This is a genomic window from Pseudomonas sp. Marseille-Q5115, assembly GCF_916618905.1.
Lineage (GTDB): Bacteria > Pseudomonadota > Gammaproteobacteria > Pseudomonadales > Pseudomonadaceae > Aquipseudomonas > Aquipseudomonas japonica_A.
Window position 1 is genome coordinate 1185775 of record NZ_CAKAKI010000001.1, and the last position, 12143, is coordinate 1197917.

At 62.5% G+C, this 12143-nt stretch carries 12 protein-coding genes; 9 read left to right on the forward strand and 3 right to left on the reverse strand.

Annotated elements, in window-relative coordinates; genetic code table 11:
* The first annotated feature begins 73 nt into the window (after positions 1-73).
* The 9 genes from ppsA to LG385_RS05750 all read left to right on the forward strand — a co-directional run bounded on the left by ppsA (position 74) and on the right by LG385_RS05750 (position 8370).
* The gene (ppsA, locus tag LG385_RS05710) at positions 74-2443 is read left to right on the forward strand and encodes a phosphoenolpyruvate synthase (protein WP_225773113.1); all 2370 of its coding nucleotides are present in this window, start codon (positions 74-76) and stop codon (positions 2441-2443) included.
* Between the two features lie 75 nt (positions 2444-2518).
* The gene (locus LG385_RS05715; RefSeq protein ID WP_225773115.1) at positions 2519-3511 is read left to right on the forward strand and encodes an alpha/beta fold hydrolase; all 993 of its coding nucleotides are present in this window, start codon (positions 2519-2521) and stop codon (positions 3509-3511) included.
* A 25-nt stretch (positions 3512-3536) separates the two neighbouring features.
* Positions 3537-3836, forward strand: coding sequence for a Rieske (2Fe-2S) protein (locus LG385_RS05720; protein ID WP_181112590.1), 300 nt, complete (start codon positions 3537-3539; stop codon positions 3834-3836).
* Between the two features lie 33 nt (positions 3837-3869).
* Complete coding sequence (rraA, locus tag LG385_RS05725; RefSeq protein WP_181112588.1) at positions 3870-4358, forward strand: ribonuclease E activity regulator RraA; 489 nt, start codon at positions 3870-3872, stop codon at positions 4356-4358.
* A 24-nt stretch (positions 4359-4382) separates the two neighbouring features.
* Positions 4383-5375, forward strand: coding sequence for a zinc transporter ZntB (locus LG385_RS05730; protein WP_225773117.1), 993 nt, complete (start codon positions 4383-4385; stop codon positions 5373-5375).
* A gap of 68 nt (positions 5376-5443) precedes the next feature.
* Positions 5444-5689 carry a CrfX protein gene (locus tag LG385_RS05735; RefSeq protein ID WP_181112584.1) on the forward strand — a complete coding sequence of 82 codons (246 nt, stop codon included), beginning with the start codon at positions 5444-5446 and terminating at the stop codon, positions 5687-5689.
* A 2-nt stretch (positions 5690-5691) separates the two neighbouring features.
* On the forward strand, positions 5692-6516 hold the full coding sequence (locus tag LG385_RS05740; RefSeq protein WP_181112582.1) for a mechanosensitive ion channel family protein: 825 nt from the start codon (positions 5692-5694) through the stop codon (positions 6514-6516).
* Positions 6517-6633: 117 nt separating this feature from the next.
* Entirely contained in the window at positions 6634-7200 is a 567-nt protein-coding gene (gene sigX, locus LG385_RS05745) for an RNA polymerase sigma factor SigX (protein WP_181113089.1), read from the forward strand.
* Positions 7201-7311: 111 nt separating this feature from the next.
* Positions 7312-8370, forward strand: coding sequence for an OmpA family protein (locus LG385_RS05750; protein WP_181112580.1), 1059 nt, complete (start codon positions 7312-7314; stop codon positions 8368-8370).
* Between the two features lie 121 nt (positions 8371-8491).
* Here the strand turns inward: LG385_RS05750 and LG385_RS05755 are convergent, their stop codons facing one another.
* The 3 genes from LG385_RS05755 to LG385_RS05765 form a co-directional block, all read right to left on the reverse strand.
* Positions 8492-10165 (reverse strand): bifunctional protein-serine/threonine kinase/phosphatase, encoded by a 1674-nt coding sequence (locus tag LG385_RS05755; RefSeq protein WP_225773119.1) that lies wholly within the window; start codon positions 10163-10165, stop codon positions 8492-8494.
* A complete protein-coding gene (locus LG385_RS05760) occupies positions 10162-11373 on the reverse strand; it encodes a nitrate/nitrite transporter (protein WP_225773121.1) in 1212 nt (403 codons plus the stop codon). The genes LG385_RS05755 and LG385_RS05760 overlap by 4 nt, the downstream gene beginning before the upstream one ends.
* Before the next feature lie 193 nt (positions 11374-11566).
* Positions 11567-12142: an ANTAR domain-containing response regulator gene (locus LG385_RS05765; RefSeq protein WP_225773123.1), complete on the reverse strand. Its 576-nt coding sequence runs from the start codon at positions 12140-12142 to the stop codon at positions 11567-11569.
* Position 12143 lies beyond the last annotated feature (1 nt).

Genomic DNA, 12143 nt, shown 5'->3' on the forward strand with positions numbered 1-12143 from the left:
AAGACTCGGGCCACTGTGCCCCGTAGGGCGCCATGAAGGCGCCTGGTCCAAATCCTTTTGCGGAGACATCACCTTGGTAGATTACGTAGTTTCCCTCGATAAGCTCGGCGTCCATGATGTGGAGCACGTGGGGGGCAAAAACGCATCCCTGGGCGAGATGATCAGTAACCTCGCGGGCGCCGGTGTATCGGTACCGGGTGGCTTCGCCACCACTGCCCAGGCCTACAGGGACTTCCTTGAGCAGAGCGGGCTGAACGACCAGATCCACGCCGCCCTCGACGCCCTGGACGTGGATGACGTCAACGCCCTTGCGCGTACCGGTGCCCAGATCCGCCAATGGGTCATGGAAGCCGAGTTCCCCGAGCAGCTCAACAACGAAATCCGCGAGCACTTCGCCCTGCTGTCTCAAGGCAATCCGGACATCGCCGTGGCCGTGCGCTCCTCGGCCACCGCCGAAGACCTTCCTGATGCGTCCTTCGCCGGCCAGCAGGAAACCTTCCTGAACATCCGTGGCGTTGAAAACGTGATCCGCGCCGCCAAGGAAGTGTTCGCCTCGCTGTTCAATGACCGCGCCATCGCCTACCGGGTTCACCAGGGTTTTGACCACAAGCTGGTAGCCCTGTCGGCAGGCGTGCAGCGCATGGTCCGCTCCGAAACCGGTACCGCAGGCGTGATGTTCACGCTCGACACCGAGTCGGGCTTCCGTGACGTGGTGTTCATCACCGGCGCCTATGGCCTGGGTGAAACCGTGGTGCAGGGCGCGGTGAACCCTGATGAATTCTATGTCCATAAGGGCACGCTCGAAGCGGGCCGCCCGGCCATCCTGCGCCGCAACCTGGGCAGCAAGGCCATCAAGATGGTCTACGGCGATGAGGCCAAGGCTGGCCGCTCGGTGAAAACCGTGGATGTGGACAAGGCCGAGCGCGCGCGTTTCTGCCTCTCCGACGCCGAAGTGAGCGAGTTGGCCAAGCAGGCCATGATCATCGAGAAGCACTATGGCCGCCCGATGGACATCGAATGGGCCAAGGACGGGGATGACGGCAAGCTGTACATCGTGCAGGCCCGCCCCGAAACCGTGAAAAGCCGCTCCAGTGCCAACGTGATGGAGCGCTACCTGCTCAAGGAAAAGGGCACGGTGCTGGTGGAAGGTCGCGCCATTGGCCAGCGCATCGGCGCCGGCAAGGTGCGGGTGATCCGTGATGTGTCCGAAATGGACAAGGTGCAGCCCGGTGACGTACTGGTGTCGGACATGACCGACCCGGATTGGGAACCTGTAATGAAGCGCGCCAGCGCCATCGTCACCAACCGCGGCGGGCGTACCTGCCACGCCGCGATCATCGCGCGTGAGCTGGGCATTCCTGCCGTGGTGGGCTGCGGCAATGCCACCCAGTTGCTCAAGGACGGGCAGGGCGTGACGGTGTCTTGCGCCGAAGGCGACACTGGCTACATCTTCGAAGGCGAGCTGGGCTTCGACATCAAGAAGAACTCCGTCGATGCCATGCCGGAGCTGCCGTTCAAGATCATGATGAACGTGGGCAACCCCGACCGCGCATTCGACTTCGCCCAGCTGCCGAACGCCGGCGTAGGCCTGGCGCGGCTGGAGTTCATCATCAACCGCATGATCGGCGTGCACCCCAAGGCACTGCTGAACTACGCCGACCTGCCGGTGGAAATCAAGGACAGCGTAGACAAGCGCATCGCCGGCTACGACGACCCGGTCGGCTTCTACGTCGAGAAGCTGGTAGAAGGCATCAGCACCCTGGCTGCCGCGTTCTATCCGAAAAAGGTGATCGTGCGCCTGTCGGACTTCAAGTCCAACGAGTACGCCAACCTCATCGGCGGCAAGCTGTATGAGCCGGAAGAAGAAAACCCGATGCTGGGCTTCCGCGGTGCCTCCCGCTACATCAGCGAGTCCTTCCGCGACTGCTTCGAGCTGGAATGCCGCGCCCTCAAGCGTGTGCGTGAAACCATGGGCCTGGACAACGTGGAAATCATGGTGCCGTTCGTGCGCACCCTGGGCGAAGCCAGCCAGGTGGTGGACCTGCTCGCCAGCAATGGCCTGAAGCGGGGCGACAACGGCCTGCGCGTCATCATGATGTGCGAGCTGCCCTCCAACGCGCTGCTGGCCGATGAGTTCCTGGAGTTCTTCGATGGCTTCTCCATCGGCTCCAACGACCTCACCCAGCTCACCCTGGGGCTGGATCGGGACTCGGGCATCATTGCCCACCTGTTCGACGAGCGAAACCCGGCGGTGAAGAAGCTGTTGGCCAACGCCATCCAGGCGTGCAACAAGGCTGGCAAGTACATCGGCATCTGCGGCCAGGGCCCTTCGGATCACCCCGACCTTGCCCGCTGGCTGATGGAGCAGGGCATCGAAAGCGTGTCGCTGAACCCCGATTCTGTCCTGGAAACCTGGTTCTTCCTGGCAGAAGGGCAGGCTTAAGCAGATAATCACGCCCCCGCCTGGCCTTAGCGCCAGCCGGGGGTGTGATTTTTCTCCTTCGAAAGCCTCTGAACCATGCAAAGCAGCAGCCGTTTATTTCCAGTCGCCTTGCTCCGTGCGGAGCGATGCGGCGACCTCAGTGAAGACGTCTACCGGATCAAGGCCGCCAACAGCCCTGACCCTTCCGTGGAGCTGGCCGTTACGCGGCTGGGCCTGGCCGATGCTGCCGCAGAGCGCGGTGCGCCGGTGATACTGCTTCATGGCAGTTTTTCCAATCGCCGCTTCTGGTATTCCCCCAAAGGCATCGGGCTGGGCGCGACCTTGGCGCGGGCGGGCTACGACGTATGGATTCCCGAAATGCGCGGGCACGGCCTGTCGCCGCGCAACCAGGCCTATCGGCACAACGGTGTGGCCGATTACGCCCGCTACGACCTGCCCGTGATCAACGCCTTTGTGACCGAATTGAGCGGGCAGCGGCCATATTGGCTCGGCCACTCCCTTGGGGGGATCACCCTGGCAAGGGCGCTGGGTGAGCAAACCCTTGCCGCCGATGAACTCGCTGGCGTGGCGCTGTTCGGCAGCCAGGTGAGCCGTGCGCCATGGCCGCTGCGGGTGGCACCTTTCAACTGGCTCGGGCGGTTGATCATGCGCGGTGTGGACCATGTGTCCGGCCCTCGCTTCAAACGGGGCCCGGAAGACGAACCGGCCGGTGTGGCGCTGGAGCTATTGCGTTGGCACGGGCTACGGCAACGGATGGGGCGCAAGGCCGCGGATTGGCGTGACGGATTGGCGGATGTGCACCTGCCGGTGCTGGCGGTGGCGGGGGCCGGAGATCGGCAAGACCCACCCTGGGCATGCGAGCAGCTGTTCGAGCGTTTCGGCGCGCAGGGCCAGTTCCTGCTGTTGGGCCGCGATCAGGGCTTCAGCCAGGATTTCGGCCATGTGGACATGTTGGTAAGCAAGGCCGCCCAGGCCGAGGTATGGCCATTGGTTCAGCGCTGGTTGGCCGCGCCCGCGCGCAGGCTGCCTCAGGCTAGCGTTGGAACAGAGGCAGAGGCTAAGCTCTGAACCACTTCCCGATAAGGTGAACCTTGTGTTTGTAGCCTTGGAGCGTCTGGTCAATCTCGATGACGGTTACAAGCGGGCATTCGCCGTAGCGGGTCGCCAGTTGTTGCTCATCGTGGACCAGGGGCAGCACTTGCTGTTCGAAAACCGCTGCCCTCATCAGGGCGCGCCCTTGCATGACGGTACCCTGGCCAACGGGGTGCTGCGCTGCCGGCGCCACGGGATCGAGTTTGATGTGCACAGCGGCCGGCCGCGGCAAGGCCACTGTGGCTCGCTTATCCGCTGGCCGGTGGCCTATGATGGCGATCGTCTCGGCCTGGACATCTAGCAGGCCTGCTCACTCGCGAAAAAGGAGTTCACCATGCACTACCTGACGCCCGATCTGTGTGACGCCTACCCCGAACACGTGCAAGTGCTTGAACCGATGTTCAGCAATTTTGGTGGCCGCGACTCCTTTGGCGGAGAGATCGTGACCATCAAGTGCCACGAAGACAACTCGCTGGTGAAAGCGCAGGTGGAAACCGACGGCAAGGGCAAGGTGCTGGTCGTCGATGGCGGCGGTTCGCTGCGCCGTGCCTTGCTGGGGGACCTGCTGGCAGAGAAGGCCGCACACAATGGCTGGGAGGGTGTGCTGATCTACGGTTGCATCCGAGACGTGGACATGATCGCGCAGACCGACCTTGGCGTGCAGGCGCTGGCTACCCATCCCATGAAGACCGACAAGCGCGGGATCGGCGACCTCAATGTGCCGGTGACCTTCGCGGGGGTCACACTCAAGCCCGGCGATTACCTGTACGCCGACAACAACGGTGTGATCGTTTCGCCGGTTCCCCTGAGCATGCCTGAATAAAAAGCAGAGGATTTGCAGTCACTGATGGTTGAACTCGACAATTCGGGTGGGTTGGTGCACGCCCTGGTGCTGAACGGGCAGGGCGGTGCACGTACGATCACCCGCGATGAACTCTCAGGCCTGAGCCTGGGCGAGCACGAAAGCCTGTGGCTGCACTGGGATCGTGGCCATCCCCAGACCCATGCCTGGTTGCGCGAGCGTAGCGGGCTGAACGACTTCAGCTGTGACCTCCTGCTGGAGGAGAACACTCGGCCGCGGCTGGTGCCGCTGCCCAACTCGCAATTTTTGCTGTTCCTCAGAGGCATCAACCTCAACCCGGGCGCCCAGCCTGAAGACATGGTGTCGGTGCGGATCTTCGCCGAGGAACGCCGGGTGATTTCCCTGCGGCTGCGTTCGTTGCGCGCCACCGAAGACCTGGTTGCCCGGCTTGCGGCCGGTGACGGGCCGCGCAATGCCGCGGATCTGGTGCTTTATCTTGCCGAGCGACTCACTGAGCGCATCCAGGCGGTAGTCGACCAACTTACCGAAACCTTGGATGCCGAAGAAGAGCGCGTGGACGCCGAAGACGGCTACGCCCCTGAGCATTCCAGCCTTTTGCACCTGCGCCGCAGGGCGGCCGGTTTGCGGCGCTTCCTGGCGCCTCAGCGCGACCTGTTCGCACTGCTGGCCCGCAACTGCCCTGGGTGGTTCGCGGGCCAGGACAGTGACTACTGGAACGAGCTGAACAACAGCTTGATCCGCTACCTCGAAGAGCTGGAGTTGAACCGCGAACGGGTGGCCCTGCTGCTCGAGGCCGAGCAGCGGCAGCTCAGCGAGCGGATGAACCGGACCATGTACCGTTTTGGCGTAGTGACCGGGATCTTTCTGCCAATCACATTCATTACCGGATTGCTGGGCATGAACGTGGGTGGTTTGCCGGGCGCGGACAACCCTGAAGGTTTCTTCATTACCTGTGGCGTCACCCTCGCGGTGGCGGTGGGGCAGTGGTTGCTCTATCGGCGGCTTCGCTGGGTGTGAAGGTTTTGCCGTGGAATGTGACCCGGCTGCAAGGGCCTGCGTCTTTGAGTCAAATTCGTGAGGTGATCATGCACGACCCGTTCGAACAGTCCTTGCGCGACATGCTCAACGCCAGCCCCCAGGGGCGCGATGATGACGCCTGCCTGGACCGCGTGTTGAAAACCGCGAACCGCCAGGTAGGCGCGCAGGACCTGTTTGGCCTCATCGGCCGTTGCTTCCAGGCCGGCATGATCGCTGTAAGCAAAGGGGCGCCGCATGTGGCGCCGGTGAACCGTCGTACCCGTACCGCGCAGCGCGCGGATAAGGCTGATTGAACATGGAACTCGACCTCTGGACCCAAAGCCTGGTCACTGCGATGACCGCCCTGTGGACCAAAGTCGCCAGCTTCATTCCCAACCTGTTCGGCGCCCTTGTGGTGGTGCTGCTCGGGTTCGTGGTCGCCAAGCTGCTGGACGCCCTGTTATCGCGAGTGCTCGCCAAGGTAGGGCTCGACCGCCTGATGGCCGGTACCGGCCTTACCAAGCTGATGGGGCGTGCCGGCATCAGGGTGCCGATCTCCACGTTGGTAGGTAAAATCGTTTACTGGTTCGTGCTGCTTATCTTCTTCGTTTCCGCGGCCGAGTCTCTTGGCCTGCAGCGCGTTTCGGCCACCCTGGATGTGCTGGCGCTCTATCTGCCCAAGGTATTTGGGGCGGTGCTGGTGCTGCTTGTGGGTGTGTTGCTGGCGCAACTGGTCAATGGCATCGTGCGCGGCGCAGCCGAAGGCGTGGGTATCGAGTACGCCGGTGGCCTGGGTCGCGTGGCGCAGTGGCTGGTGATCGTGATCAGTATCTCCGTGGCCATCAGCCAGCTGGAGATCAAGACCGACCTGCTCAACCATGTGATCGTGATCGCACTCATTACCGTTGGTCTGGCGGTTGCGCTGGCGATGGGCCTGGGCAGTCGCGATATCGCCAGCCAGATCCTCGCGGGGATTTACGTGCGCGAGCTTTATCAGGTTGGCCAGCAGGTGCGTATTGGAGAGCTCGAAGGCCATATCGAGGAAATCGGCACCGTGAAAACCACGGTGGTGACCGAGGAAGGTGAATGGGTGTCGGTGTCGAACCGGATCCTGCTTGCGGAGAAGGTCAGTAGCCGCTGAGCGTGCATATTCTGCTAGTATGCCCGCCGCGAAAAATCACCGGCCCCCACGGGGTGGCGGGTGGACCTGACCTGACCTGCGGCCCGAACCGTTTTGACTAAAGTGCCAACGCCTTCCTTGCGATACGACCCACGCGCGCTGTCCGATGAGGAACTGGTGGCACGTTCGCATGAAGAGCTTTTTCATGTGACTCGCGCTTACGAAGAGCTGATGCGCCGCTATCAGCGCACCCTCTTCAATGTATGCGCGCGTTACCTGGGGAACGATCGGGACGCTGATGATGTCTGTCAGGAAGTGATGTTGAAGGTGCTGTACGGCTTGAAGAACTTCGAGGGTAAATCGAAGTTCAAGACATGGCTATACAGCATCACTTACAACGAATGCATCACGCAGTATCGGAAAGAAAGACGCAAGCGTCGCCTGATGGACGCCTTGAGTCTTGATCCGGTCGAGGAGGCTTCGGAGGAAAAGGCGCCGAAGCCCGAGGAGCGCGGCGGTCTTGACCGCTGGCTTGTGTATGTGAACCCGATAGACCGGGAAATCCTTGTGCTGCGGTTTGTCGCGGAACTTGAATTTCAGGAGATCGCGGACATCATGCACATGGGTCTGAGCGCGACCAAAATGCGCTACAAACGCGCGCTCGACAAGCTGCGCGAGAAATTCGCCAACGTTATGGAAACTTAACGGAACGCGATTCTCTCTAACTGGCGTGCAAGTTCTGCTAGACTTGCCGCCGAGTTGTCCCACGCAGTCCTGGTGGGATCGCTTAACAATCACCAGATGGGGATTTAACGGATGAAACTGAAAAACACCTTGGGCCTGGCCATTGGCTCTCTTGTTGCCGCAACCTCTTTCGGCGTATTGGCACAAGGCCAAGGCGCAGTCGAGGGTGAGCTGTTCACCAAGAAGTACTACACCGACAGTTCGCGTGATCTGGACGATGCCAACCTCTACGGTGGCTCGATCGGTTACTTCCTGACCGACGACGTTGAGCTGCGTCTGGGCTACGACGGCATCCACAACATTCGCTCGAACAACGGCACCGGCAACCAGAAAATCCACGGCGGCAACGCTGCTCTGGACGCCGTATACCACTTCGGTACCCCAGGTGTTGGCCTGCGTCCGTACGTCTCCGCTGGCTTCTCGCAGCAGAGCATCAGCAACGTCGAAGCTCATGGCCACAGCGGCCGTGACCACTCCACCTTCTTCAACGCTGGTGGCGGCGCCAAGTACTACTTCACCGAAAACGTGTACGCACGTGCTGGCGTTGAAGCCATGTACAACATCGACCGTGGCGAGACCGAGTGGGCTCCGAGCGTTGGTGTTGGCGTGAACTTCGGTGGCGGCGCCAAGCAGCAGGAAGAAGTGGCCGCGGCCCCTGCTCCAGTTGCTGAAGTGTGCTCCGACTCGGACAACGACGGCGTGTGCGACAACGTCGACAAGTGCCCGAACACCCCTGCAAACACCACCGTTGACGCTGATGGCTGCCCAGCCGTTGCCGAAACCGTACGTGTTGAGCTGGACGTGAAGTTCGACTTCAACAAGTCGGTCGTCAAGCCTAACAGCTATGCCGACATCAAGAACCTGGCCGACTTCATGAAGCAATACCCGGCTACCACCACCACCGTTGAAGGTCACACCGACTCCGTTGGTACCGACGCTTACAACCAGAAGCTGTCCGAGAAGCGCGCTGCCGCTGTTCGTAACGTTCTGGTCAACCAGTACGGTGTTGAAGGCGCTCGCGTGAACTCTGTTGGCTACGGCGAAACCCGCCCGGTTGCCGACAACGCCACCGACGCTGGCCGCGCGATCAACCGTCGCGTAGAAGCCGAAGTAGAAGCTCAAGCCAAGTAATTTTCGCTGAGCATCAGAAAAGCCCGGGCTATTGCCCGGGCTTTTTTATTGCCTGAAAACCCGCCAAGCCCGTAGGAACGGGAGGGCGGCCATCCGGCGAAGCCTGCAAACCGATGTCTCTTTACCCGTGCAGCCACACCAGCGCCACGATCAGGTTCGCCGCCAGCGATAGCAGCGCTACCGTGCGCCAGACCTTCAGCGGCTCACGCTCCAGCAACGGCCGGCGCACCGGCGCAAAGCCTTTCGATTCTCCTCGCTGCAGCTCCAGCAACCATTGCTCTGCGGTTTCGAAGCGTTGGGCGGGGTTGGCCTGTACGCTTTTTATGACCAGCGCATCCAGCCATTCGGGGATTTCTGGCCTGTAGCGGCTGGGCGGCGTCGGCTGGCCAAAGCGCGGGCGTTGGAAGGCCTCGACTTCGCCATAGGGATAATGCCCGGTAAGTGCCTGGTAAAGCACCACACCGGCGGCGAACAGGTCTTGCGAAGTAGCAGGGGCTTCGCCCTGGAACGCTTCCGGAGCGATATAGCTGGGCGTCCCCGCCACCTGTTCCGTATTCACCGCCGATAGGCCGGGGCAATAGGCCAACCCGAAATCAAGCACCTTTAGCTCGCCTTCCGCGCTGAACAAAAGATTTTCAGGCTTGAGGTCGCGATGGATCATGTTGCGCCGATGCAGCAGCCCCAGCGCTTTGAGCAGCTTGTCCGCCAGATGATGCCAGGCATCAAGTGCCAGCGGGCCTTGACTCAAACGCTCGGCCAAGGTGGTACCGGGGTATTGGCGCATGGCGTAATACAGGTGCTGGCGCCCGGTGCCGCTGTGTACTTCAGGGAAGGCGCGGGCTGCCACACGGCGCAAGAACCACTCCTCAAGTAACAAGCGCTGTTGCTCCTGATCATCATGGGCACACTGCGTAGGCAAGGTTTTCAACAGCCAGGGCTCGCCCTCGGCATTCAGCACGCGGTAAACCAGCGACTGCCGGCTGTGCGCTTGAATCCCCTGCACCCGCCACCCCTCGAACAGCTGCCCGGCCTTGAGCATGGCCGGAAGCGGCCACTGGCGCAGCCGGGCCAGATTGTCCGCCAGGTTCACGCTGCCCGGCGACAGCACGCGTACCAGCAGTGCACTGGCGTTGTCCTGGCTGCCGGCGGCGTGCGCCATGCTCACGAGAGTGTCCGCCGCCGCCTGCACGGTTTGCGTCTCACGCAGCACGGTACTGATTTCCCGCTCCTGCAGGGCGCCCCATACGCCGTCGCTGAGCAGCAGAAACGCCTCACCGGCGTGCACATCATCTTCGAGGTAATCCACCAACAGGTGTTGGTCCAGGCCCAGCGCGCGCTTGAGCACATGCTGCATGCCCGGCTGGTCCCAAACGTGGTCCTGGCTTAACCGGCGCAACCCGTTCGGCCCCCAGCGGTAGGCGCGGCAATCGCCTACATGGGCGAGGGTGAAGCGGTTGCCGCGCACCACCAGTGCCGTAAGCGTGGTGAGCAGCGGCTGGCCCCCGCCATTAGCCTGCAGCCAGCGATTTTGTGCGCCTAGCAACGCGTCCAGCGCGCGGCTCACTGGCCAGGTTTCCGGTGTGGCGTAGTAGTCGAGCGCCAGCGCCTGCAGGGTCGCCCGCGCGGCCAGGCCGCCGTCCACGCACTGGCTTACGCCGTCGGCCAGGCCGAACAGGTAACCCTTGCTCGCCGCCAAAGCGGGGGAGGGGGTTACCATGCGCAGCGCGTCCTGGTTCTCGGAGCGTGGGCCGGTGGCCGTGGCCTGGGCGCATTCCAGGCGCAGCGTGGTGGTCAAACGCGGGCCGCCGTCACAGCCGCCGCGCCCCAGGTGGTGCGCCAGCGACGCTTCACACTATGCAGCCCGAACCAGGCCACCACAGCCAGCACCGCGAAGGTCCACAGGGCCAGCTGATAGCTGCCGGTGTGTTGCTTGATCGCACCCAGGCCTGCGGCGAGCAGGAAGCCACCCACCCCGCCCGCCATGCCGATCAGGCCGGTCATTACACCGATTTCCTGCCGGAAACGCTGCGGCACCAGTTGGAACACGGCACCGTTGCCAGCACCCAGGCCCAGCATGGTGACAACGAACAGGGCCAGCGCCGCCACGGAGCTGGGCAGGTTGAAGCCCACCGCGGCCATGCACAGCGCGGCCACGGTATACATCGCCAAGAGGGTGCGAATGCCCCCGAAGCGATCCGCCAGCGCGCCGCCCAAGGGGCGCAGCAGGCTACCGCCGAACACGCAGGCCGCTGTGTAGTAACCCGCTGTGACAGGGTTCAGCCCGTACTGGTCGTTGAAATAACCGGGCAGGGCGCTCGCCAGGCCGATGAAGCCGCCGAAGGTGATGGCGTAGAAGAACATGAACCACCAGCTGTCCTTGTCGCCCAGGGCCTTGCTGTAATCGGCTAGCGCCTTGGGTTTGGGACGGTTTGGCGCATTGCGCGCCACCGTGGCGAACACCACCAAGGTAAGTATCAGCGGAATCAATGCAAAGCCGAATACGTTGGTCCAGCCGAACGCCGCGGCCAGCGCAGGTGCAAACAGTGCGGCAAACACGGTGCCCGAGTTGCCCGCGCCGGCGATGCCCATGGCCTTGCCCTGATGTTCAGCCGGGTACCACTGGGATGCCAGAGGCAGCGACACGGCAAAGGATGCCCCTGCCACGCCCAGCCCGATGCCCAGCAGCAGCGCTTGGGTAAAGCTATGGATACCCAGCTGCCAGGCCAGCGCCAGGGAGGCGATAACAATGCACTGGCCAATGATGCCAGCGGTTTTGGGGGACAAGCGATCCGCGGCCCAGCCCATGATCACGCGCAGGATGGCGCCGGCGAGGATAGGCGTGGCCACCAGCAGGCCGCGCTGCTGAGTGGTCAGCTGAAGGTCCGTGGCGATCTGCACCGCCAGTGGGCCGAGGAGGTACCAGACCATGAAGCTCAGGTCGAAATACAGGAACGCTGCAAACAGGGTAGGCGCATGGCCGGCTTTCCAGAAACTCGTATTCATTGAATACCTCAACGGGCAAGGGGGCTCGATCGATGCCCCGGCTTCGGGGGTCTGAAACGCAAAAGACGCCGCTGCCCGACCTGCGATAACAGGGAGGGAGCGACGTCTTTGTCGTTCGCCCGGCAACCGCCATTGGCTGCCCGAGCTGAATGTGGTGATACGCTTACGGCTCGAGCAATTACCGGGCCAGCTTTCAGCCGAGCATTTCGTTCATGGCGATGATCTGCTCGGCGACCTGAATCAGCTTCTGTTGGCGGCTCATGGCCTGGCGACGCATCAACGTATACGCTGCCGCCTCGTCACAGGCCTTGAGCTTCATCAACAGGCCCTTGGCCAACTCGATTCGCTTACGTTCGGCCAGCTGTTGATCCCGGGCGCTGAGCTGCGCGCGAAGCGCCTGGTCGGTTTCGAACCGGGCTATCGCCACATCCAGGATCGGCTGCAAGCGTTCGGCATGGATGCCTTCAACGATATAGGCGCTCACGCCCGCGCGAATGGCCTGGCGCATCACGTGGGGGTCGTGTTCATCGGTGAACAACACAATGGGGCTTGGGCGGTCACGGTTTACCAGGATCACCTGCTCCATCACATCGCGGCCCGGAGAGTCGGTGTCGATCAGGATCACGTCGGGGTGCAGGCGTTCCACTTCCCCGGGCAGGTCGATAGTCAGGCCGCTGGCTTCCATTACCTCGAAACCCGCGCCGCTGAGGGCGTTGCGCAGCCGCCCCAGCTTCTTCTCGGTGTCGTCGATCAAGAGGATTCGAAGCATG

Excerpts from the sequence above, each read along its gene's own strand:
- LG385_RS05765 (WP_225773123.1), bottom strand. The coding sequence starts at position 12,142 with ATGCTTCGAATCCTCTTGATCGACGACACCGAGAAGAAGCTGGGGCGG.
- LG385_RS05740 (WP_181112582.1), top strand. The coding sequence starts at position 5,692 with ATGGAACTCGACCTCTGGACCCAAAGCCTGGTCACTGCGATGACCGCC.
- LG385_RS05715 (WP_225773115.1), top strand. The coding sequence starts at position 2,519 with ATGCAAAGCAGCAGCCGTTTATTTCCAGTCGCCTTGCTCCGTGCGGAG.
- LG385_RS05735 (WP_181112584.1), top strand. The coding sequence starts at position 5,444 with ATGCACGACCCGTTCGAACAGTCCTTGCGCGACATGCTCAACGCCAGC.
- LG385_RS05730 (WP_225773117.1), top strand. The coding sequence starts at position 4,383 with ATGGTTGAACTCGACAATTCGGGTGGGTTGGTGCACGCCCTGGTGCTG.
- LG385_RS05750 (WP_181112580.1), top strand. The coding sequence starts at position 7,312 with ATGAAACTGAAAAACACCTTGGGCCTGGCCATTGGCTCTCTTGTTGCC.
- rraA (WP_181112588.1), top strand. The coding sequence starts at position 3,870 with ATGCACTACCTGACGCCCGATCTGTGTGACGCCTACCCCGAACACGTG.
- LG385_RS05760 (WP_225773121.1), bottom strand. The coding sequence starts at position 11,373 with ATGAATACGAGTTTCTGGAAAGCCGGCCATGCGCCTACCCTGTTTGCA.